Genomic DNA, 23,751 nt, shown 5'->3' with positions numbered 1-23,751 from the left:
CTTTAAGACCAGGTTCCTCGCATCCCGCGGCCGGAACGTACGCCCTTGATCGCGTACATCGCCTTGTCGGCTCGTGTCAGCATCGATTCAAGCGAGGTGTCATGTGTTGGCTCGCAGTATTCCAGTCCCATGCTCATCGAGAGCTTCAATCCCTTTTCCTCGCGCATATTATGCAGGTCAATTGCTCCCTGCACACGCTCCACCAGACCTGCCGGCGACTGCTCGCCCGCTCCAAAGATCGCGAACTCGTCGCCTCCGATGCGCGCCACAATATCCAGGTCGCGTGACGATGACCGCAGCACTCGAGCAGCTGCGCACAAAAGCTTGTCGCCCGCGTCGTGTCCAAAGGTGTCGTTCACGGGTTTTAGCCCATCCATATCCGCCATCAGGACCCACGCGTTGCCAAGCGCGCGGCGGGCCACGCGAAGCTGCCGCGCTGCCAGCACCATAAAGCCGCGCCGGTTAAACAAACCTGTCAGGTCATCCGTGAGCGAAAGCATGTGGACTCGCTCGTTCTCCGCCACCAGCGCAGCCGTTCTCTCGCGCACGCGCCGTTCCAGGCTTCCATAAAGCTGCACATTTTCAAGAGCCACCGCCGTCATATCTGCCAGCGCCTGCAGAATCCGTACCTGCTCCACCGTCGGCGTATAGGTATAGCTCCAATAGTTGCCGATCGCGCCCACAGGATCAACTGTGCGAATTGGCACCATTGCCAAGCTTCGTACAAACGTGGGTCGATAAAAATCCACCGTGATACGTGAATCGGCAAAGATATCGTCAATTACTACGGGCGTGCGGTTCGTCATCACCCAGCCGCCAACGCACACGCGCATAGGAAGACGCAGTCCCTTCCACAACGGTCCTATCGCCTCTTCATCCGCGTAATAGCACTGGTCGCCGTCGCGCAGAATAAAGGACGCGCCATCTGCGCCGGTCAGCATGCGCGCGGCGTGACGCACAATTCGGATCACATGGTCCAGATCGCGCGCCAGCGAGAGATCCTGAACCACATCGATCAGGTACTCCATTGCACGCGTGTAGTCGAAAGGAACTGCCGCCACGGCTGACATCGGATTTGCCTGCATTGCCATAGAACACCCTTACGGATTTACTCCGGCACACGTGGATCGCCCGGGAATATGCCCGATACACCGTACATTTCCCTATGCGCCACATCTGCCCGAGCGAGACGTGCTATCGCTCAATCTCAATTTTCGGGTAAATTCGCCGCGCGATCTATCCCACACAAGTGATACACTCGCCTCAAATCCCCCATCATGCTCTTTAAATCCTTCAGCGCAGCCGTTTATGGGATTGATGCCAACCTGATCGACGTCGAAGTCGATTACAGCGGCGCAGTCTCCGAGCAGGATCACTTCCACACCGTTGGCCTTCCCGACGCCGCCGTCCGCGAAAGCCGAAATCGCGTCCGCTCCGCCATCAAGAACTCCGGCTACCTGATCCCCCCCACGCACATCACCATCAATCTGGCCCCCGCCGACATCCGCAAAGAGGGCTCCGGCTTCGACCTGCCCATTGCCATCGGCATTCTCGGCGCTTACGGCGCTCTGCGCCTCGACAATCTCAACGGCTACCTCCTGGTCGGCGAGCTCGGACTCGACGGCAGTGTCCGCTCCGTTCCCGGCGTGCTGCCCATGGCCATCATGGCCCGAGAAAAAGGCATCCCTCACCTCATCCTTCCCGCTTCAAACGCCGCAGAAGCCGCGGTCGTCGAAGGTGTTCGTGTCTACGGGGTCACTTCGCTCCTCGATGTCGTCGATCTCCTCAACTGCTCCGAGAAAGGTGCACCTCAGCGGCTTCCCTTCTGCTCGGTCACAGAGAAGCTGCTGAGCGAACTCCAGCATTTCAACGTGGATTTCAAAGATGTCCGCGGCCAGCAGACGGCCAAGCGAGCACTTGAAGTCGCCGCGGCTGGCAGCCACAACATCCTGATGATCGGCCCGCCCGGCTCCGGCAAAACCATGCTCGCCAAGCGGCTTCCATCCATCCTCGCGCCTCTCAGCTTCGAGGAGGCACTCGAAACCACCAAGATTCATTCCGTCGCCGGCGTACTTGACGCAGCCGCAGGCCTCGTCACCCAGCGCCCGTTCCGCTCGCCGCATCACACCATATCCGATGCAGGTCTCATCGGCGGCGGAGCCGTCCCGCGCCCCGGAGAAGTCTCCCTCGCGCATAACGGCCTGCTCTTTCTCGACGAACTCCCCGAATTCCCGCGCAACGTCCTTGAAGTCATGCGCCAGCCGCTCGAAGACCACACCGTCACTATCGCCCGCGCCAGCATGTCACTCAGCTTCCCCGCCCGCTTCATGCTCGCCGCCGCCATGAACCCCTGCCCCTGCGGCTACTTCAATGACAAATCCCGCGAGTGCATGTGTACTCCGCCCATGATCCAGCGCTACGTCGCCAAGGTCTCCGGTCCACTCCTCGATCGCATCGATATCCATATAGAGGTGCCAGCCGTTCAATATAAGGAGCTGCGCGGAGGCACCGCCGCCGAAGGCTCAGCCGAAATCCGCGGCCGCGTCCTTGCCGCGCGCGAGCGCCAGCGGGCCCGATTTGCGCAACATGGCGAAAAAATCTACTCCAACGCCCAGATGACCACCCGCCAGATTCGCTCCTATTGCGAGCTCCCGCCCGACGCCGAGCGCCTCCTTGAGCGCGCCATGCAGCAACAGGGACTTACCGCCCGCGCTCACGACCGCATTCTCAAGGTTGCCCGCACCATTGCAGACCTTGAAGGCGCCGGAGATCTCGCCGTCTCGCACCTCGCAGAAGCCATCCAGTACCGCACTCTCGATCGCAGCTACTGGTCCTGATACTGCCGCAATGGCCAGTCCCTTGGCTGGCTGTCCTGATCCGCGCCATTCGATTGCCTTCCATTACTTTGGTACGCAGCCCGCCTCGCTGTTCCCGCAATTCTCTTCATGCCTTTTTCGTTCCCGACGAAAAGAAAAACAGGTTCTGCTTCCCAGGCCGGAACAACTCCTGAAACGGGAACCCGGCATCTGAATAATAAGCAGCAAAACCTCAGGACATTTCCAATGACCCCCACAATTCAGCCCAGCAATCTTCAGACATTCCTCTGCGTCTTCCCGATCATCCTCTTGCTCGTCGCCAGCATCTTCAAGCTCGATGTCACAGCGGCGCGCGGCAAAACCAAGCCTCCCGCCCGCGCTCTCGCTTCGGTCAATCAAACCAACTTGCATGCAGTGATGACTGACCCTGATGGACGCCCCTGGGACCGGGATTGATACTCCGCTCGACCGGCATTTAACAGCTTCGGCCAAAGCGACTATAACTTCATAAAAATCAACTATATAAATGAACCGGGATCGCTTTGGCCGAGGAACATTTACTCGCGAAAAAACTATTGACCCGAAACATGAGCGGGTATAAAGTCAAGAGTGCCATCCCCCTAGTGGAGAATGTATAGTCTGGCTGGCGCGTCCATCCGCTCTTTCCCCGCATCTTAACTAGTTGAGAAGCTTCGGCTCGGGCGTTGGTGCATCGCTGTGTTTCATCCCAATACCCAAGGCCTGTACGGCAAGCCAATTGGACTTCCGATCAAGCTGAATTTTGGGAATGATTCATAAAAATCTGGTTCCACATTGTGCGGAATCGCATCAAATATTTTGAACTCTGGACCAGGGGCGTACGTCTAAACCCTTGGAATGGAATAAAGGCGGCCAGATAAACAGGCTGCCGGCTGCACTGACGGTGCTATCGATGTTCCGACCGGGCAGAAATGAGAAGGAGAAATTCAAATGCGTTCTGATTTAGTTTTTGGGGCACTCTCTCATGTGTCCAATCGTTATCAGCTCTGTCAGCTGGCGAGCAAGGCGACCCGCAAGCTGCATAAGCCAACTACTCGTCTGCAGGACACTACGAACGAAGTCCTGTCCCACTTTCATGGTTCGAATCCTGCCGCCATTACCCCTGCTTTGCCGGTTGCATCAACGCCGGTGCAGCAGCGCCGCGCCGCATAAACATAACATCCTCACCCGCAATGGCTTGTGGGCGGCAGCTTTCTGAGCAAAAGCCGCCCCAGCCCTTAACCCACTCAAGCCTTTAACCAGCCACAGCTCTTAATCAAATTGTTCAGTTTCCGGCAACGGTATTCTGGCTCGACCGATTTATACTGCATTCAGCATCAAGCATTTTTAGAAACGCTGTATCTCAAAGCCGCAAACTCAAGTCGATGCGACCCGAGGCTTCCAGCGAGCAATTTACTCGATGGAGCAGCCATCGCAGGAAGCGTCAATCTTGAAAGACGGCAGTAAGAGCACGGATTTGCTGAAAATGTCGTAAGCCCCGCCTCATTTCTCGGAGCACAACTTCCCATCCCAATCTCTTCCTCCAATCCATCCCTCCCTTTGCAGGTGAACATGACCATCTCTGAACTCAAAGAAAAAAATATTACCGAACTGAGCCGCATCGCGCGTACTCTCGAAGTTCCCGGCGCCAGCGGCCTTCGCAAGCAGGATCTGATCTTCAAGATCCTTCAGGCCCAGAGTGAAAAAGAGGGCCACATCTTTGCCGACGGTGTCCTCGAAATCCTCCCCGACGGTTACGGCTTTCTCCGCTCGCCGGACTACAACTACCTTCCCGGCCCCGACGATATCTACGTCTCTCCGTCGCAGATTCGCAAATTCGATCTCAAGACCGGCGACTCCATCAGCGGCAACGTCCGCCCGCCCCACGAAGGTGAGAAGTACTTCGCCCTCGTTAAAATCGAGGCCATCAACTTCGAGTCGCCCGAGGAAACACGCAACAAGATCCTCTTCGACAACCTCACCCCGCTCTATCCGCAGGAGCGCATCAAGATGGAGACCGTGCGCGAGGCCACCAGTGGCCGCGTCATGGATCTGCTCACGCCCGTAGGCAAAGGCCAGCGTGGGCTCATCGTCGCCCCGCCGCGTACCGGCAAAACGATGCTCCTGCAGTCCATCGCCAACTCTGTCACGGCTAACCATCCCGAAGTCGTCCTCATCGTTCTGCTCATCGATGAGCGCCCCGAAGAAGTCACCGACATGCAGCGTAGCGTCAAGGGCGAAGTCATCAGCTCTACCTTCGATGAGCCCGCCGCACGCCATGTCCAGGTCGCGGAAATGGTCATCGAGAAGGCCAAGCGCCTCGTCGAACACAAGCGCGACGTCGTCATCCTCCTTGACTCCATCACCCGCCTCGCTCGCGCCTACAACACCATCGTTCCTCCCTCGGGCAAGGTCCTCTCAGGCGGCGTCGATTCCAACGCCCTCCAGCGCCCCAAGCGCTTCTTCGGCGCAGCGCGCAATATTGAGGAAGGCGGCTCGCTCACCATCATCGCCACCGCTCTCGTCGATACCGGCTCCCGCATGGATGAAGTCATCTTTGAAGAGTTCAAGGGCACCGGCAACATGGAAATCATCCTTGACCGCAAGCTCGTCGACAAGCGCGTCTTCCCGGCCATCGACATCCAGCGCAGCGGTACCCGTAAGGAAGAGCTCCTCATCCCCAAGGAAGACCTGCAGCGCATCTGGGTCCTCCGCAAGGTCCTCAACCCGCTCTCACCGGTTGAAGCCATGGAACTCCTCATCAGCCGTCTGGAGAAGGTCCGCAACAACGCCGAGTTTCTCCAGAACATGAACCAGCTCTAGGTGTGGGTCTAGGTGGTCTAGCAACTACACCATGAGGCAAAGGCCGGAGCTCAGCTCCGGCCTTTACTGCAAATATTGTTATTAGAGCGATTCGGATTTGTGTCAGGGCACGACTTTAGTCGTGCCGACAGGAGCGTTTAGGACATCCTGGGCTTTAGCCCCCGCGTTCAAACCTCCACTACCTGACATCCCAGCAGGAGTACACATGCAAAACATTCTCAAAGCAACTGTCGCAACGCTGGCACTCGCAACCTCGCTGCATGGCGTTGCGCAGCAGCCGGATCGCGGCTTCTGGCATGCTGCCAGCAACACAGCCACAAGCGTTACCGGCGACCTCACTATCTCAGGGTCCAAGCTCAGTATTGGATTCGTAAACTACGTGATCGCGCCCATTCGCAGCCTCAAGTCGGAGGAAGTCAGCGCAATCTTCGATGCCGACGCGAACACCGCCGGCCCCGGCGCCGTCTACCGGCTCAACGTGCCGGGCGCGCAGCGCTTCGAGCATAAAAACACACTCTGCGGATCGGAAGACACGCATTACATGGTGACTTGGCCCAGCGGAAAGACCCTGCAGGTGGCCTTCTTCTCCGGCGAAGCAGTCCCCGTCTTCACCTTCGAAGCCATCTCGCACTCAACCAGCCTCTGCGGAACCTATACTTACGTGCGTTGATGTTGATTCTGCGGCTTGATTCTGGAGCTATCCGGCCCCCTGGTTCGCTAATTTCACGACCCGAGCCACAGAAAATCGCCGAAACGCTTAAGAAGCTCCCAAAACCTCCCGATATACAACACATGCAGTCGCATCGTGGCAGCAATCCGTTTCCCGGCCTTGAAGGCCACGATGCTGCCGCTATATCGCCCTCCGGCGTCATGCGTTATCTCGCGCGCCAGCCCATCCTCGATGGGCAAGGACGCGTCGTAGCCTATGAGCTTCTCTTCAGAAGCGCAAACCTCTCCGCATTCGATGGATCAGGAGACGCCGCAAGCCTGACCATGATCGATAACGCAATGGTCTATGGACTGGAAAAACTGACCGCTGGGCTACCTGCATTTATCAACTGCACAGCGGCCACGCTTTCAAGCGAATACATCCTCTTACTGCCTGCCTCATCCACCGTTCTCGAAGTGCTCGAGGATATCGAAGTAACCGAAGACGTCGTGCGAGCTTGCATTCGATTACAGCAAAAAGGCTACAAAATCGCGCTGGACGACTTTATCTACAGCCCTTCTATCGATCCCCTGGTTGAAGTCGCCGATTTCATCAAAATGGACTTTCGCAGCACGCCCGCTGCTGACCGGCAAACTCTCATTTCAGCTCTAACCCATTTCAAGGGCGAGTATCTGGCGGAAAAAGTGGAAACCCGCGAGGAGTTTGAGGAAGCTGCCGAGGAAGGCTTCACACTTTTTCAGGGTTATTACTTCTGCAAACCTGCGCTCATCCGCAAGAATGCCGTGCCTTCCAACCATCTGGTGCATCTTCAGCTCATGCGCCGGCTTCAGGAAGATCCAATGGATATGCAGGCACTGGGTGAAATCATCAAATCGGAACCAGCCCTCGCCTACCGGATGTTTCAGTACGTCAACTCAGCAGCCTGCGGCCTGAGGGAAGAGGTCACATCCATCACCACAGCCTTGCTCGTCATGGGCGAAGACCTCTTCCGCCGCTTGGCTACTCTTGCAATCACCGTTGAGCTCAACACCGGGCCTTCCCCTGAGATCCTGCGCATGGCTCTCTTGCGCGCGCGGTTCTGTGAGACCACGGCTCTGCTCTGCCATCTCGAACCAACAGCGCAGTACCTGCTCGGCCTCTTCAGTCTTCTCGATGCCATGCTCCAGATCCCCATGGAAGAAGCGCTTGCACCTCTTTCTTTGCCGGCGTCCATTCAAGCGGCACTCCTGGGAGAAAAGAACAATCATCGCTCCCCGCTCACATGGCTTGAAAGCCACGAACACGGAGACTTCGCGCGCTGCGACGCACTTGCGGCCACTCACGGATTTGAACCCCATGTTTTAGAGCACACCCTGAACATGGCAACTCTGTGGACCGACGGCATCCTCGCCAGAACATAACGAGAATGCGGCGGCGTAACCTTCCTCTTGATTTCCTGCCCCACTTGCCTCATTGTTGTACTGCAACCACCGTGCCGCGCCGCACATCCATCGCTCACGATCTCGCCTTCGCTGCAGCCGCCCTCCTCTGCGCCTTCTGCGTGCGCTCAGACGCGCTGCCGCACTTCCATTCCCGCCTCTCAGCCCTTCCCCGCGTCACCCTCTGGGCATGGGAACGTCGTGAAGACCTCCACACCCTCGACACGCATCGCTTCGCCATCGCCTATCTCGATCGCACCCTCACCATCGGCTCCATTGTCGTTAGCCAACCTCGACGCGACACACTCATCATTCCTGCCATAGCCTCACGCATCCCGGTCGTCCGCATAGAAACTCTGCCCTACGTCGATCTCAGTGATGCAAACCGCGCTGAAGTTGTCCGCCAACTCCTCGAAGTTGCTGCTGAACCCGGCATCTCCGCCCTGCAAATCGACTTCGACGCCACCCGCTCCCAGCGCGCCTTCTATCGCGCCCTGCTGACAGACCTCCGCCGTCAACTCCCGGCAAATCTCCCGCTCTCCATCACCGCGCTGGCCTCCTGGTGTAGTGCAGACGATTGGCTCCGTACCCTGCCTCCGGAAGCCAGACCCGATGAAGCCGTCCCCATGTTCTTCCGCATGGAACCCGGCCGCCATCCCGGCGATCTCGAAACCTACAACATCCGCGAACCACTCTGCTTAGGCTCCGTCGGCCTTTCCACCACCGAACCCTGGCCCGATAATCTCGCAGGCAAACGCCTCTACATCTTTCCCGACAACGGCTGGCAAAAAGACTCGCCCGCCGACCTCATCCGGAGACTCCCGTGAACGCCACCCTCAACCGCCGCCGCACCCTGGCCATCGCCGCCTTCACCCTCGCCGCCCTGCTCTCACCCAACGGCCGCGTAGAAGCCTGCGGCCCCTTCTTTGAGCCAGAGGTCTTCATCCGCAACACCATGCCCGACAACCTGGCTGCGTTTGCCAAGGGCCAATTAGGCATTATTCAGCCCGGCTTCGACTCCGACGAATACGCCATCGCGTATCGCTATCTCAACGGCGGCACACTCGATGCAAAGGAGCAATCTGTTGTTAAGCCCTCTCCACATGAAGCCACGGATGAGGAATACACCGCGCAGGAAGAGGCCGACAAAACCGCTGCAGCAGAGCTGCCTCCGAATCAGTGGCGAAAGGCTCGCAACGAAATTTTGCCCGCCAGCGCACCAGCCCACCCAATCGATCCAAGTCAGCCAGACCGATTCACCAATGCAGCAGGCGCTATCATCTTCCAGGGCGACTACCTCAACTGCCCCGATCCCGCGTATGCCAACGCCCTCTTAACTCTTCGCAAGCGTGCCGCCACATGGGGCAACTCCAGTCCGGCGCTTTTCGACTGGATTCGCGGACAAGATACAGTCTTCTCAAATTGCAATGGTCAAACTACAACCATTCCCTCCCCCGCACTAGCCAATTCACCCATACTTCTCCGCGCCGACCGCGCCTACCAGATCGCCGCCGCCAATCTCTACGCGAAAAAATACGACGAAGCCGCCCAGCAATTCACAGCCATAGCCGGCGACAAAGATTCTCCCTGGCACGACTGGGGCACATACCTCGCCGCCCGCGCCACAGTCCGCAAAGCCTTCGCGACGGGCAAGACAACCGACCCATACAGCGGTGATCTCGCCAACTTCGATCCCGCCACCATGAAACAAGCCCAGCAGATGCTCGAATCCCTACTGGCCGAGCCTCACCCAGTCCCCTCACGCGAAGCCATCACAGCCGAGCTCAACTTCATCCGCATCCGCACTGAACTCGCCAAGCGCATCGCCGAAATCTCCGCCGCGCTCACCGGCCCCGCACACGATCCGCACTTCGCACAAAACCTCGCCGACCTCAACTGGATCCTCATCAAAGGAGCCCTCAACACTCCGCAGAAAGACAAGCCGAACTATCTTCAGATGGACTCCGCCCCGCAACCCGCACTCATCCAGTGGATCGCCGCATGGCGCGGCCCTACGCCTACCTCCACCATGCTTACCAACTGGCAGCAATCCCACGCACTCCCTTGGCTAGTCGTCGCTATCGCAAATGCCAATGTCAAATTCGACTCCGCCGCCATCCCCGAGCTTCTCTCCGCCGCGGCAGCCATCCCTTCCACGTCACCGGCCTATCAAACCGTCTTCTACCATCGCGTGCGTCTGCTCCTCGAACTCAATCATCTCGACGAAGCCCGCGCACTCCTCGATCCCGCCCTCGCCGCAACCAAATCCAGCACGCCTGACTCATGGCGCAATGCGCTACTCGCGGAACGCCTCTCCGCCGCCCGCGACTTCAATGAGTTCCTCACCTACGCCCCACGCACCGCGCTCGAATCCGGCTCACAGGCCGCGGACAATCTGCGCGGCTTCTGCAACACGCGCGCAGGCGTCGTACTCGACGGCAAAACCAAGCCCGCTCCCTGCCCTGAGCTTGACCACGCTCTCACCTTCGACGCCGACGCAGCCACCATCTTCAATGAGAAAACCCCACTAATCCGCCTGATTGAAGCCGCACAATCACCCATCATGCCCGCGCATCTGCGTCAAAACATCGCCATCATCGCCTGGACCCGCGCCATCATGCTCGAAGACGCAAAATCCGCCGCTATCCTCGCCCCGCTTCTGCCAAAATCACTTGGCATCACCGCAACTACCGGCATCGGCCTACCCGCCACGCTCGCCATCCTCCGCAATGAAGGCATCCGTCCCTATCTCGAGCCAGGTATCGCACGCGTTGCCAGCTACAGCGAGTTCGATAACTACAGCGACAACTGGTGGTGCCAGCCCACAAGGAATCCCGGTCAGATGAATGCGTCCACTCCACCCTCCGGCCTTCCCTCATGGCTCAATCAGCGCTATTGGACGTCAGAAATGCCCGCACCCGCGTTGCCTCCACCCTCCGGCATCCTTACATCGCAGGATCAGCAGCAAGCCGCAGCTGAGTCCGTCCGTCTCAAACAGCTCCCGGATTCAGCAGACCTTCTCGGACAGCGAGTCCTGGACTACGCCAAAACAAACCCGGCTGACCCCAACCTCCCCGAAGCGCTTCACCTCACAGTCCGCGCCACTCGCTACGGCTGTGCCAAAACCATACCCAACCCAAACAACTCACCACAATCCTCGTCCCACAGCCCCACCAGCAAAGCCGCATTCCAGCTTCTGCACAAGAACTTCCCAAACTCACCCTGGACAGCAAAGACGCCGTACTATTTCTAGCCCGGCGTCTTTGCCTAAGCGCTGCATCGCTGTTAAAATCAAATGAGTCTCGTGGGGCTGTAGCTCAGCTGGGAGAGCGCCTCGTTCGCAACGAGGAGGCCAGCGGTTCGATCCCGCTCAGCTCCACCAATCAGACCAATAACTTAGAGACACTCGTTCCAACGATCCGGGTCCAATCTGAGGCCATTAAGAATCCTCCTCTCATCCAGCCGCCCATTCCGCGGCATAACTCCAGCTATGATTCAGCTCTCGATTGAGTGCTCATACGGCACCCAATCTTAAGCGAACGGCACTTTAAGACGGCTTGCATTTACCACTCTTGACTCGCATCCTTTTGGGGGCGACAAATCCGAATATCGAAATTTAGTACGGTCCATGCAACAGCAGATAGCATCGTCATACCACGCGGGTGATCTATCACTCCCGGTCGATAGCGCAACGAACGATTGAACATCACCAGCTAATCACCATCACGGAAAATGGATTTAACACGATTCTGCTGTCAACCAACTTCATCTTGGCCGGTGGTTCGTCACCGGTCGACTCATCCACCGTTAGCGCAGAGGCATTCTGAGCATCTGGAAATTTGATCTCTATCGCCTGGTTTCGCTTGTTTGCGAGCAGCAATTTGTGACCGGCAGGCGTGATAAAAGCCTGTGCTTCGACTTCGCCGGAGGCCGGTCCTCCCAGGTTTGTATCGACTATCTTGTCTCCAGGATGAAAGTTGTCCTTGATCAGCTTGAGTACCCAGAAACGTGGATTGGGCTTGTTCGTTATCCAGTCCATCATGCTCACGCTGGGATACTGTGTCGGGTAACCCACCAGTTGCGATTCGCCGATGACGTCGATTTGGAGCCGTAACAGTTCGATATACAGATAAGCATAGAGTGAGCCGGCGAGATTGTAGTAACCGGCAGGCGGTGGAACCTTGTCCGCAGCAGTGTTATCTGTTGGGAGAATCACGCCTAGCTCATTGAGATCTGTCTTCGTCGTTGGTGATAGCCGCTTGCGGATGCTCTCGGCGTAACGAACTGTGCTGAGGAATCCTTCTGCTTGATCGAAGAAGGTGTACTGCCAATCATCAATGGTCTGGGAGCGTGTGGGCGTAGCGTAGAAGTGGTAGGAGATGTAGTCCAACGGAATGCCTGGCTTGTGATTTGCCGGGTTCAGGAAATATTCGAAGAAATCAGGACGGTCTCTGGGCGCTGCCAACGCCAGGCCCATGAACTTGGTCGTCGGGCTGGCACGATGAATTCCTTCGACGATGAAGTCGTATCGTCTGGTATAGTCCTCCGGTGTCATGGAGTGCTCTGCGTCTACCTCATTCAATACCTCCCAGATAGGCAGTTTGTAGTGATATCCGGACTCATGACGCACTCCGTTCTCATCCGTGAATCCGCCCTTGACATACCAACTCACAAGCCTTTCGTAGTAGTCAGAAACCTCTTTTCCGGTGGGATCGCGCAACTCTGTGCCTTGCGTGTAGTTCCAGAATGGCGCGTTCGGATCTGCAGGATACGTAACTGGCTTATCCGTCTTGAAGAGCCAGGTTGGCATCGTACTGAAGTTCATGACCGTGGAATGCCCTTCCGTTGCCGCGAAAAAATCCTTGGTCATTGGGTCAATCACACTAAAATCCCACGAAGTTTTCTGCGGAGTGGGCGGCTCCAACTCGGCGACTGCCAGTCGGGGATATGGAAGCCAGGGCACGTAACGCACATAGTCTGCTCCCAACTCCTTGAGTGCTTTATAGGAGGCCGCGCTCAGGGGTTCTCCGGGGCGCAAAAGTGGATTCACAACCACCTGCAACGTCGGTGTGGACTTTGAGATCATCACAGTCTTATCCCACTGGATCTTGATCTGGGCCGTCTGCTGTGCATACAAGGAAGTGATCGCGGCGATACATGTGGAGCCGCCAAGTACCAACCGGACGAAAGATCTGAATTGCCTTGAAACTTGCAAATACTCTATAGTCAGCCTTCTACACATCATGCGTACTCCCTGAATACGTCAGGTGGAACCGCTAGCGGTTCCACCTCGCTCACCTCCACCTATATCAGAATTTATAGCCCGCCCAAAGTGCCCAGTAGTTCAGATTGCGCCCCGGCTGTGTTTCCTTGAGAAAACGGCCCGCATAAAAGATTCCGTAGTCTCCCTGAAACCACAAGTGACGATTCGCCTGCCATCGAATCTCAGTGCCAGGCCTGTTTCCAACGAATCGTGCGCGGCTACCATCCGCAGCTCTAATCAGGAATCCGGGTACAGCATAAACACCGTCGTCCAGGCTCTGTCTCCATTGAAAGATCCAGTCGAAGGACAACGAGACATCGTGCGGAACAAATGCTTCTACGTGAGGATGAACGTCAATGAAGTTGATTGGGCCAGGACCTGTTGTCGCCAGGACCCCGAAGTAATTCCCTTTCGGGTAGAGCGGATTGAAAGTGCTCAGCGTATTCGTCGCTGGATGATCTCCGCTCGAGACATCAGCCTTTACGCTGAACCGCGGCTTCAACGCAATCGTGGGAATCCTATAGCCCGTCTCCGTTGCAACGGTCCATGCGCGAATATCTGCCGCTCCAAAGCTGCCAACTTGCCAAAGAGCTTCATCATCAAAATCCCAGCCCGGACGTTCACTGGCCACGGGCCTTGACACTCTCGCGCCGAAGGAATGGCGAACCTCACGCGCCGTCCCTCTCTCAAATGCGCCGTCTTTCCGATCCTGCCCGAGGTAGTAAAGATCCAACTGCATTTTGTCAGGAATAGAACCGGTCGCATACGCGCCCCAGAAGCCTACGGTGTGATCCGGAGCGTTGTCGAAAAATCCCGGCTTGTCTTCGTCAGGCCGCATAGCAAACCCGTCCACCAGCCACGCATGGGTCTTGGTACGCAGCAGAAACCCGTCGAAGCTCAACCTCACATTGGGACCTTCGCGCACATCCACAAGCCGGCCAGAGCCATACTCCAGTTCCTGCCGCCCGGCTCTCACCTGCACCAATCCCCATGAAGTCGCACCGCCAACCTCCAGGAATCCTGACTGAAAATCCAGCCTCTTCTCATCAATAGGCCGCGGCCCACCCGCGCGCCACGAATTAATCCCGCTCTTCAGTTCAAAGAAAGTCCTGACATGAGGCCCATAGTGGAGGTCGGCATAGACCATGTATCTCTCATTGAGATAGCCGTTCCAGAAAGGCGACTGGCCCCAGTTATCGTTCCCGATCTGTTCCCAGACCTCGCGCGCTTCACCGCCCAATGTCACAAACCAATTGCTGTCCGTCTTCCGCAGCGGAATGTACTTGATCGGGTCCCAGAAGTCGTCGCGCACATCCTTATTGCGCAAAAAGTTCCAGTCCTCATCCGATCGAATCAGCTTGTAGCTTCGATCAGGGGCCGGTGCGGGCGCAATCTGCTGTGCTCGCAGCGCAGGAAACGCTGACCCGACAAACAGAAGTATGGCTGTCGTACCAAGAAACCTGGTCAAACAACTTCTCACTCGGCTCGAGATGAATCGGAAACGCGTTCTGTCACCTTGACAGGTGCATCCCAGCACTTTCCGGAAAGGCATGTCTCTGCTGCGTGAGCCACATTGGCATTCCTGGTGTGAACCCAACTACCCACCTGCTCACCTATCACCATGCCGAGCAATCCTAGCAAAGCAATGATGGGTGGTGCGGGGCTCTTCACCTTGATGAATCCATAGAGCAGGCCCACAAATGCTCCAACTGCAAATGATATGAGTAGACCTTTCATCGCTTCTTTCTCCGGCTCTCGCGAACTGCGGTTCACGAAACGCATTCAGTCAGAATGCGAAACAATCGCATCCCAATCCCCAGATCGCTTCCCCTAACTTGTGCCGATTCGGCGTAGGGTATGCGTGCCCTTCGCAGCGATGAACGTGTGGCGCTGCGGTGGCGGGGATTACCTGATGATACCCCCCATAATGTGCGGTTGGAGCCCAGTCCAGCGCTGCCGGCAGTGGCGGCGGCGCCAGAGGCTGAAAGTCGTGGCTCGCGTGAACAATCTCTCCTGCCACCACCGTCAATTGAGATTCAAGATTCTTGATCTCTTCGGCCGGGATCTTGAAGTAGTCGTTGGTCAACACGGCAAAGTCCGCCATCTGGCCTTCGGATAGTTCGCCTTTCGTACCATCCTCGGTAGAAAACCAGCTGCTCCCTTCCGTGTAAAGCCGCAGCGCCTCTTCTCGTGTCATCCGGTTCTTCTCCGGGTACAGTTCCAGCCCACCAACCGTCTTTCCAGTCACCAGCCAGTAGAGGCTCACGAATGGATTGAAGCTGGCAACGCGAGTCGCATCTGTTCCAGCTCCTATCGGACATCCCAGCTCCAACATCCTTCGAATGGGCGGCGTCCTTCGCGCCGCTTCAGCACCATAGCGGTTCACAAAATACTCGCCCTGAAATGCCATGCGATGTTGCACAGCAATGCCGCCACCCAGCGCAACCACTCGCTCTATGTTGCGATCGCTGATTGTTTCCGCATGATCCAGGAACCAGTGCAATCCCTTGAACGGAATATCGCCATTCACCTTCTCGAAAACATTCAGAAAGCGCTCTATGGATTCGTCATAAGTCGCGTGCAGGCGGAACGGCCAGTGTGCTGCCGCAAGGTGGCGAATGACTGCTTCCAGTTCACTTTCCAGCACTCCGCCCAAGTCCGGTCGCGGCTCCAGAAAGTCTTCAAAGTCCGCAGCTGAAAACACCAGCATCTCACCTGCTCCATTCAGCCGGAGTGTGCCGTCTCCCTGGTAAAGTTTGGTACTGCCGGTCCATCGTTTGAAGTCATCGAGTTCGTGCTTGGGGCGTTGCGTGAAGAGATTATAGGCAACCCTCACAGTCATCTGGTTGCGGCGATGCAGCTCGGTAATCACGCCATAATCGTCAGGATAATTTTGAAATCCTCCGCCCGCATCAATTGCGCTGGTTACGCCAAGGCGGTTCATTTCACGCATGAAGTGTCGTGTCGAAATGAGCTGATCCTCAAACGAAAGGACCGGCCCTTTGGCAAGCGTGGAATAAAGAACTCCCGCATTTGGCCGCGCGATCAGCATGCCGGTAGGATTGCCTTTCTTATCGCGCTGAATCTCTCCGCCCGGAGGATTGGGCGTGTCCTTCGTATATCCCACAGCACGCAAAGCAGCCGCATTCAGGAACGCGCGATCGTAAAGGTGCAAAACAAAGACCGGCGTCTCCGGAGCAACCGCATTGATTTCGTCAAGCGTGGGCATACGCCGCTCAGCAAACTGAAATTCATTCCATCCGCCGACAACACGCACCCACTGTGGCGCCGGAGTGCGCGCCGCCTGCTCTTTCAGCATCCGCAGCGCATCGGCCAATGAAGGCACTCCGTCCCATCGAAGCTCCAGGTTGTAATGCAAACCACCCCGAATAATATGCAGGTGCGAATCATTCAACCCGGGAATGACTGTTTGACCGCGCAAGTCAATCGTCCCCGTGTCAGCTTTCTTCCAACGAAGAACGTCGGAGTTCCGCCCCACCGAAGAGATCTTCCCGTCCTCGACAGCAATGGCCTCGGCGAAATATGGCTTTGAATTGGTCGCAATCTTGCCATTATGAAAGATCTTCAGATTTCCCATGGATGCCTCTGCGTGTATGGTCTTGTCTGCAGACCAGGGGCCGGCCGATCGACCGGCCCCCGGTCTAAGCCCGCTAGGCGTGAACCTGTTCCGCAGGGACTTCCCAACCAGGATGAACAGTGCCCGGAGCGCCATGCACCATCGTGTAGGCATATTCGACTCCCATACCGTATCCGCCAGCATGGTGCTTCACCACATCCATCACTGCGTCGTACGTATCCCTCTCGGCCCAGTCGCGCTGCCACTCGAGCATCACCTGAATCCAGGTCACAGGTTTCGCTCCGGCCTGCTCCACCCGCCGCATCGCTGCTAAATGGGTCTTCTCATCCAGGTCGCCACACAGATCCTCAACCACATACACTTCATAGCCGTCGTGGATTGCCTGAATCGTGGGGAATGCCACGCACACTTCCGTCCAAAGACCAGCGATCACAATCTTCTTGCGCCCCGTCTTCGTCACCGCAGACACAAACTTCTCATCATCCCAGGAGTTCATCGTGCTGCGTTCAATCGGTGTTTGATCGGGATAAATTGCCTGCAATTGAGGCCAGATATTTCCGCTGAATGACTTCGTTTCAACTGTGCTCAAGATAAGGGGAACGCCAAAGATCTTCGCGGCCTTGGCGAAGCCAACAACGTTGTTAATCAGAGATTGCCTGTCGATGCTGGTGACGCCAAACAACATTTGCGGCTGATGGTCAATGAGCGTAATGACACAGTTGTCCGGAGTCAGCAGCCCCCTTTTCGCTTCTTGGTTTCAGCTTCATGGTTCCTCCCGCTCTTTTCACATATTCCTGAAATAGCTCGCCGGTTCTTGCCTCAGCGCAGTCGAAAATCTCGTGACGATTCGACACTGACGCATCTCGCATCGATGGCCACAGTCAACGAACGCGATAGTAGCAACAGGAAAAGAACATCGAAATTACATGTTTCTGCTAATTGCATCCCTCCACGGAATGCAATTCGTTTGGTAGTCTCATGGCATGTTGATCCCTGAAGCCGGAACCACAGCGTCGTGAGGAGATCCCGATGAGAGCACTGCATTCTACGTTTCGCTTCAGCGCCGCAATGCTTTTGGTTTTCTGTGCTTCATCTGCTCTGTCAGAAACGCGCCCCGCACAAGCGACACGCGCTGTTGCCGTCGGCCCGCAATACGACACAACGCACGTCTACGTCGCGCCGGAAAACGTGGACGCCTTCGTGAAGGCCTTCCTTGGCACCTTCGGAGGCGCCAGCACAAAGCAAGTCGTCGTAACGGTCACGCCCACTCCAAGCAGTACAAGCTCGCAGCTTCTGCAAACGCCGGCAGGCACAGTGTCGCTCTTTGGATTCAAGACTCCCATTCCGCATCCCTTCGGCGCGGAAAGGACCGGCTATCTTGTCACTGATCTCGACAGTGCCGTCGCTTCAGCGAAGTCCGCTGGAGCCGATGTCCTCGTCGCTCCGTTCCCTGATCCCATCGGGCGCGATGCAGTCATTCAGTGGCCAGGCGGAATCAACATGCAGCTCTACTGGCATACAGCAAAGCCTTCATACGCAGCGTTGCAGACAATTCCCGAGAACCGCGTCTATGTTTCGCCCGTTCGCGCTGACGCCTTCCTGAAAGGCTTCCTTGCCTTCTCTCATGGCAAGATCGCTTCCGATGATCCTCACGCGTCCGGAATTGAGATCGGCGGGCCACATGACACCTTCCGGCGTGTTCGCGTCGAATCGCTTTTCGGCAAGCTCACAGTCTTGGTTACCGATGGCCAGCTGCCCTATCCGTATGGATGGGAAATAACCGGTTATGAAGTTTCAACCCTGACAGATACGCTCGCAAAGGCTGAGTCGCTGGGCGTCCACATTCTTGTTCAGCCATATTCCTCGAGTGGGCGCGCCGCTGCCGTCGTCCAGTTCCCAGGTGGATATGTTGCAGAGATCCACCAGATAAGTAAGTAGTGCTCCTTATCCAGAAGCCTGCTACGTATGCCACGCCGGCAGGTTCAGCTTCTTCAGCAGCGTGGCAAATCGCGGATCGTTGTGCAAGCTCTTGAGGAAGGGGTCCAAATTCACAGAAACGAGACCAGTGTCGCGTTGAGCATAAGCCCGGTCCAGCCATTCAAACGCTTTGTCTGGTTGGTTCCGGCAAGCATAGATCTGGGCGACAACCACCGGTTCATGGTGTTTTGCAATTAACTCCCTCAATGCCGCGTCCGCCTCTTTTTCTCGACCAAGCGCATGGTACGCAATCGCATTCAACCCCTCACGTGCGGAGTCAAAGCGTACGAGCTCAATCTCAGACAGGGCATCGCGTGGCCGTCCCTGCATGAGATAGATTTTGCTTAACAGGATAGGGCCCGGCCAAACATCGGGACTCAGCTCCAGCGCCTTCTTGGCATGCGCTGCGGCTTCATCCAGCCGGCCGTCAAAATATTCCATCTCTCCAAGAACCGCCCAGCTGTCTGCATTGAGCGGATCAAGGTCCACGGCCCGTCGAGCCAATTGAAGAGCTTCGTCAAAGCGGCCGAGATCTTCCGCCAATCCAGCCGCCAGTCTGACAAACTCGGGATTTCCGGGTTCGAGAACAATCGCCCGCCGAAAGGAAGCATCCGCTCCAGCCCAATCGAAGTCTGCCTGTTGCTGAATCCGTCCCATTTGGGCGTGCGCCTCTGCCAGGTTCGGGTTCAACGCTAAAGCTCGCTCCACCGCTTCACGCGCAAGCCTGTGACCCTCCTCAGCGGGGAGAACGTCTATATTGACCTGCCAGTTGCGTATCCGAGACAACCCCACCCAGGCCAGAGCATACGAAGGATCAAGTTGTATCGCTCGTTCGTAATACTTTGCTGCCATATCCGCATCATTGCTGGTGTCCCGCTCAAAAAAATAGTAGCCCTCCATATAGGCATTTAAAGCCTCCGGATTGACTGGGTGTGACTGACCCAATGCTGCTTGTTGTTGCGAAGTCAAACGCACCCCGATTTCGTGCGCAACCGCCTTGGCCACATTGTCTTCGACATCCAATATGTCCTTCGCCGGATAATCGTAATCCTGTGACCACAGGTGAGTCTGGTCCTTCACCTGGATAAGCTGCGCCGTAAGGCGTATGTGGTCTCCGCTTTCGCGAAGGCTGTTTTCCAGCACGTACTGCACAGAAAGATCGCGTCCAATCTGGTCCAGGCGTTCGTCCTTGTGCTTGTATCCCATCACAGATGTCCGCGCGATCACACCCAGTTGTTCCGGGTTGAGCCTACCCAGCTGCGAAATCGTCTCCTCGGTCAGACCGTCCGCAAGATACTCCTTACCGGGATCGCCCGTAAGATTCTCAAACGGCAGAACCGCGAGCATGACCCTTCCCGTCTTGAGCTGTGTCGTGGACTGAGAGTGCCGCCAGAACATATAGCCCACCAACGCCAAAAGCAGGATCGAAGAAGCAACGACCATCACTTTGCGCCAGGATTTCGCCTTGATAGGAACCACCTCTATCTTCGAAAAATCAGAGACGGGCGGCGCATCCGTTCGCAATCCCTCAGTCCCAGCAGCCGTATCCTCGCCTTCAGTGGCAGGTTCTACTTGGGCAACAGCAACGTCTCCGGCAAACTGGTATCCCTTGCGAGCGAGCGTCACAATCAATCGAGCGTCTTCTGGGTTGTCCCCCAGAGCCTTGCGCAAATGTGAGATGTATTGTGTCAGATTCCCGTCTTCGACAAACGTGTCTCCCCACACAGCTCGAAGCAATTCCTCCTTGCTGACCAGGCGGTGGGGATTTTTGAGGAGAAAGAAAAGGACGTCAAAAGCCTTTGGGGTGAGAGTTACAGGGGATTCACCACGCAATAAAGTGCGCCGCCGAGGGTCCAGCGTGAACTCTCCGAAACGATACACATTGTGTGCCATAAGACCCAAAAGTGAGGTACAGTGACCATTATTGATTGAATTTACTTATTCTGCTGGGGCAATAAAACGCCAGTTTTTTCCTTGCAAGAAGACTACAGCGCCATTAAGCCCTTCAGGATGAGCCTTCAGAGTTTTTCATTCTTTTTCAGAGTTTCCTAAAGGACTTCCCGCCATCCTTCCTGCAAAATGCGGCCATTGGCTTTTCGACGCACTGGCAAGCGAAGAATAGAACGTTGAACCAATCTACAGGGACCCCTAACGCTTGGGGAGGTCGGACACATGGCAGGGCAAACGATCGAATTCCCCAAAAGCCAGAAAATGCCTGGATTGGATAGAGACGGAAATATCATCCAATGGCATGGCTCGAATATCGACATGGATGACCGGAAGAGAGCCGAGGAGCAATTCGAAACCATTCCCTCGATGCTTTGGTCGGCATCCCCCACGGGAGAAATCACTCACCTCAATCAAAGGGTTCTCGAATATAGCGGCCTCTCATACCAGGACTTTCTGAGCCTCGGCTGGAAGTGTTTTATTCACCCTGACGACTTCGAAGACACCGTAAAAGCATTTTTCTGGGCAATCAAGACTGGGGAGCCGTACAGCGCAACGCACCGTTTACGGCGTAGAGATGGAGAATATCGCTGGCATCACGCAAGCGGTGAGCCCCTCCGTGATTCGGATGGCAGGATTATTCAGTGGTACGGACTCTCGGTTGACATCGATGAGCGAAAACGCGCAGAGGATCATCTTCGCGACACGCGTATCAAGCTCGCCAAGGCTTCACGCCTGGCGGCCGTCGCGGAACTCGCAGCTTCCATCGCTCATGAGCTGAACCAGCCGCTTACGTCGATACTTGGAAACGCACAGGCTGCCCGGAGGTGGTTAAACGCCTCCACGCCGAACATCACAGAAGCCAATAAGTCGATTGAGCGAATCATACGAGACGCACGCGCAGCAGACGAAACCATGCAATATATCCGGGCACTCTTCAAACAGGAACCCGTCCTTAAGAAGGAAACAAGCATACTGGACATGCTGAAAGAGGCTGTTCGCCTGGTACAGGAGGATCCCAATAAGCCTGAAATCCAGATCGACTGGCCCTTCGATCTCCCCAAAATCCCCGTAGACCACATACCGATTCAAGAGGTCTTCATCAACCTGATCTCAAACGCGATTGAAGCTCTGGAGAACTATCCAATTCCTCCGCTGATTAAAGTGCGGGCAGCCGTAACAGATCAGAACGAAGTCGTCATACAAGTGATCGACAATGGTCCAGGAGTGAATGATCCGGAAAAGATCTTCGACGCGTTTGTGACGACAAAGGAAAAGGGTATGGGGATTGGTTTGGCGGTGTCACGCTCGATTGTGGAAGCGCATGGCGGGCGGCTCTGGGCGGAGAACTGCCCGGATGGCGGCGCGAAGTTCAATGTAGCCCTGCCGCTCTCGCCGGTAAATGGAAATCCGAATCGAAATCGAGGTAAGGCGAGTACCTCGGAGACTTCGGGATCGAATGTTGCCCGGCGCTCAAATGTGCGCGATTCAGGCTGATCCGCAGCTCTTCATATTCTGCAGTGACTCGCGGAATTGCTAATGGGGAATCGCATACCCCACTGTAACGATATTGGCCTGCACATCTTTCATTGTCGCCTCAGATGGAGTGCCGGCTGTCATAGCGCCCTCAAAAAACGATCCTATAGACGAATTACTGTTATCTCCGCCAATGCCGAGAATGATCGCCCCCTCCTGCTTCATCGGCGAGTATCCTTTGGGCGGCAAAGGAATCCATCCAGTTGAGGTGAGACTGCCCTTCCGTGAGTCACCCCCGTAAAGGACATATTTGTGCTGGCCATCGTTTGCGCCCATAGCCGTTACAAACGCCAGCTTCGCAGGCACCGGAAAAGGAGGATAGATTCCGTCCTCCATATCGAGTCCAACATGTGGATTGCAAGCATTGTCCTTGTCACACATCAGACTGATCGCGTCCATATGACCCGAACGATTATCAAGGTTGTTCGTCTCGGCATTTCCAAAGTCAAAGCAGCATCCGCTGTTGACGTGCGTGCCCGAGCTAACCATGTACACTCCCTCAGGCTGCCCATTCACCGCAATGCCTGAGGTCTTATCGTTCCGGTAGCCCATTCCCGCCGCAATATAAACGCCATATACCTTGTGCCCGCCAGCAATGATCGGCAGTGCATCTGCAACTGCGGGCAGATCCTGGCCATCTGGACCTTTGCCACGAGCAGCCCCGCCCGCAGGAGCAACAGTAAGGTCATTGTGTCTCGGGGATTGATCGTAAATTTTTGTGATCGTACAGGCCGTCTTCGCGCAGAAGCTATCCTGCTTGACCGCATCTGCATATCCATCTGGAAGGACTCGGATATCCTTGGTAGTTTTGTCGGACTCGCGCGTCACCTGATACAGCGGCCCGGAATAAGCCGAGTACAGTGCGCGAGTAGTGCTGATCGCAGCCACGCACGGTGTACGCGCGGCCTGATAAATATCACAAGGCTTTTTCGACGCAGTTGCTTTCGGCTGCGACTGAACAGGAATGAGTGAAAAGAAGCACAACAATCCAAGAACCAAAGTGAGCCGACGATTCCGAATAAGCATCGAGCCTCCGCACGCAAATCAAATCGGCGCAATTCTACACCTCAACAGAGGTTCCGCGCCTTCAGGCATCCACCTGAGGTTTTACTTTTGGTCCGTTTTATCTTTCGCGGAATTGGATTGCGCATCGGCGCTTTGCCCTTCCGCCTTGGCTCCATCGTTTTTAGCCTGCTCACGTTGAGGAGCGGCATTATCCTTTGGCGCATCCAGCTTCGCTGAGGCATCGTCCTTGGCCTGATCAGGCTGCGCGGAAGCGTTGTCCTTCGGCGGATCAGACCTCGGTGCGGCACTGTCGCCGCCATCACTCATGGGAGCCTTCTCTTCCTTCTTTTTCTTCTCTTCTTCCTGCTCCTCTCGCTTTTTCTCTTCGGCAGCTTTTTCCTCTCTTGCCTTTTCACCCTCAATAAGGTGCTGGAGCCTGACGCGGGCAGCACGCCACCTCACGCTGCTCGCCTTGCCGGCCTGCTTTAGATAAGCGGCAAATTGCTCATCAGTAACGATGCCTTGATCTTTCAGAAATTGAATAAGGGCGGCCTGACTGGCTTCGAGATCTTCCAGAGACGATCCCAGCGCATCCACCAGTTCCTCAGCTAGCTCAACGTTCATATCCCATACCTCTGTCCGCTTGGATGCCAGGAACCGGCAAATTGCCCGTTCGAGAA

General features: G+C 56.1%; 19 protein-coding genes and 1 tRNA gene. 11 read left to right on the top strand and 9 right to left on the bottom strand.

Annotated features, from left to right (window positions below; genetic code table 11):
• Positions 1 to 2 precede the first annotated feature (2 nt).
• Complete coding sequence (locus tag VO84_RS15215) at positions 3 to 1,091, bottom strand: GGDEF domain-containing protein (protein WP_058188420.1); 1,089 nt, start codon at positions 1,089 to 1,091, stop codon at positions 3 to 5.
• A gap of 186 nt (positions 1,092 to 1,277) precedes the next feature.
• Between VO84_RS15215 and VO84_RS15210 the strand changes: the two genes are divergently transcribed.
• From VO84_RS15210 to VO84_RS15170, 9 genes are all read left to right on the top strand, one after another.
• A complete protein-coding gene (locus VO84_RS15210) occupies positions 1,278 to 2,837 on the top strand; it encodes a YifB family Mg chelatase-like AAA ATPase (RefSeq protein ID WP_058188419.1) in 1,560 nt (519 codons plus the stop codon).
• A 225-nt stretch (positions 2,838 to 3,062) separates the two neighbouring features.
• The gene (locus tag VO84_RS15205) at positions 3,063 to 3,272 is read left to right on the top strand and encodes a hypothetical protein (protein WP_058188418.1); all 210 of its coding nucleotides are present in this window, start codon (positions 3,063 to 3,065) and stop codon (positions 3,270 to 3,272) included.
• 513 nt (positions 3,273 to 3,785) lie between these two features.
• The gene (locus VO84_RS15200; RefSeq protein ID WP_058188417.1) at positions 3,786 to 4,007 is read left to right on the top strand and encodes a DNA-directed RNA polymerase subunit omega; all 222 of its coding nucleotides are present in this window, start codon (positions 3,786 to 3,788) and stop codon (positions 4,005 to 4,007) included.
• A gap of 399 nt (positions 4,008 to 4,406) precedes the next feature.
• The gene (gene rho / locus VO84_RS15195; RefSeq protein WP_058188416.1) at positions 4,407 to 5,657 is read left to right on the top strand and encodes a transcription termination factor Rho; all 1,251 of its coding nucleotides are present in this window, start codon (positions 4,407 to 4,409) and stop codon (positions 5,655 to 5,657) included.
• Positions 5,658 to 5,862: 205 nt separating this feature from the next.
• Positions 5,863 to 6,327, top strand: a complete 465-nt coding sequence (locus VO84_RS15190; protein WP_231737964.1) for a hypothetical protein — start codon at positions 5,863 to 5,865, stop codon at positions 6,325 to 6,327.
• 122 nt (positions 6,328 to 6,449) lie between these two features.
• Positions 6,450 to 7,727, top strand: coding sequence for an EAL and HDOD domain-containing protein (locus VO84_RS15185; protein WP_058188415.1), 1,278 nt, complete (start codon positions 6,450 to 6,452; stop codon positions 7,725 to 7,727).
• A gap of 71 nt (positions 7,728 to 7,798) precedes the next feature.
• The gene (locus tag VO84_RS15180; RefSeq protein ID WP_058188414.1) at positions 7,799 to 8,572 is read left to right on the top strand and encodes a DUF3142 domain-containing protein; all 774 of its coding nucleotides are present in this window, start codon (positions 7,799 to 7,801) and stop codon (positions 8,570 to 8,572) included.
• Entirely contained in the window at positions 8,569 to 10,998 is a 2,430-nt protein-coding gene (locus tag VO84_RS15175) for a hypothetical protein (protein WP_058188413.1), read from the top strand. The genes VO84_RS15180 and VO84_RS15175 overlap by 4 nt, the downstream gene beginning before the upstream one ends.
• A 53-nt stretch (positions 10,999 to 11,051) precedes the next feature.
• Positions 11,052 to 11,127, top strand: a tRNA-Ala gene (locus tag VO84_RS15170).
• 324 nt (positions 11,128 to 11,451) lie between these two features.
• Here the strand turns inward: VO84_RS15170 and VO84_RS15165 are convergent.
• From VO84_RS15165 to VO84_RS15145, 5 genes are all read right to left on the bottom strand, one after another.
• Complete coding sequence (locus tag VO84_RS15165; protein WP_058188803.1) at positions 11,452 to 12,831, bottom strand: glycoside hydrolase family protein; 1,380 nt, start codon at positions 12,829 to 12,831, stop codon at positions 11,452 to 11,454.
• A gap of 223 nt (positions 12,832 to 13,054) precedes the next feature.
• Entirely contained in the window at positions 13,055 to 14,476 is a 1,422-nt protein-coding gene (locus VO84_RS15160) for an alginate export family protein (protein WP_058188412.1), read from the bottom strand.
• Positions 14,477 to 14,484: 8 nt separating this feature from the next.
• Entirely contained in the window at positions 14,485 to 14,745 is a 261-nt protein-coding gene (locus VO84_RS15155) for a DUF1427 family protein (RefSeq protein WP_058188411.1), read from the bottom strand.
• Between the two features lie 49 nt (positions 14,746 to 14,794).
• A complete protein-coding gene (locus VO84_RS15150; RefSeq protein WP_058188410.1) occupies positions 14,795 to 16,606 on the bottom strand; it encodes an amidohydrolase in 1,812 nt (603 codons plus the stop codon).
• Between the two features lie 73 nt (positions 16,607 to 16,679).
• Complete coding sequence (locus VO84_RS15145; RefSeq protein ID WP_269431427.1) at positions 16,680 to 17,339, bottom strand: hydrolase; 660 nt, start codon at positions 17,337 to 17,339, stop codon at positions 16,680 to 16,682.
• Between the two features lie 296 nt (positions 17,340 to 17,635).
• Between VO84_RS15145 and VO84_RS15140 the strand changes: the two genes are divergently transcribed.
• Entirely contained in the window at positions 17,636 to 18,544 is a 909-nt protein-coding gene (locus VO84_RS15140; protein WP_157439908.1) for a VOC family protein, read from the top strand.
• Positions 18,545 to 18,565: 21 nt separating this feature from the next.
• Here the strand turns inward: VO84_RS15140 and VO84_RS15135 are convergent, their stop codons facing one another.
• On the bottom strand, positions 18,566 to 20,476 hold the full coding sequence (locus VO84_RS15135; RefSeq protein WP_082662006.1) for a winged helix-turn-helix domain-containing protein: 1,911 nt from the start codon (positions 20,474 to 20,476) through the stop codon (positions 18,566 to 18,568).
• A gap of 279 nt (positions 20,477 to 20,755) precedes the next feature.
• Between VO84_RS15135 and VO84_RS15130 the strand changes: the two genes are divergently transcribed.
• Positions 20,756 to 22,027, top strand: coding sequence for a PAS domain-containing sensor histidine kinase (locus tag VO84_RS15130; RefSeq protein ID WP_058188407.1), 1,272 nt, complete (start codon positions 20,756 to 20,758; stop codon positions 22,025 to 22,027).
• Positions 22,028 to 22,066: 39 nt separating this feature from the next.
• Here VO84_RS15130 and VO84_RS15125 read toward each other — a convergent pair whose 3' ends face one another.
• Entirely contained in the window at positions 22,067 to 23,092 is a 1,026-nt protein-coding gene (locus VO84_RS15125) for an arabinofuranosidase catalytic domain-containing protein (RefSeq protein ID WP_058188406.1), read from the bottom strand.
• An 81-nt stretch (positions 23,093 to 23,173) separates the two neighbouring features.
• Positions 23,174 to 23,668: a hypothetical protein gene (locus VO84_RS15120; protein ID WP_157439907.1), complete on the bottom strand. Its 495-nt coding sequence runs from the start codon at positions 23,666 to 23,668 to the stop codon at positions 23,174 to 23,176.
• Positions 23,669 to 23,751: the final 83 nt, after the last annotated feature.

Origin of the sequence: Occallatibacter gabretensis (assembly GCF_001449115.1) — a bacterium.
Lineage (GTDB): Bacteria > Acidobacteriota > Terriglobia > Terriglobales > Acidobacteriaceae > Telmatobacter > Telmatobacter gabretensis.
This window is presented reverse-complemented; position numbering and strand designations above follow the sequence as displayed.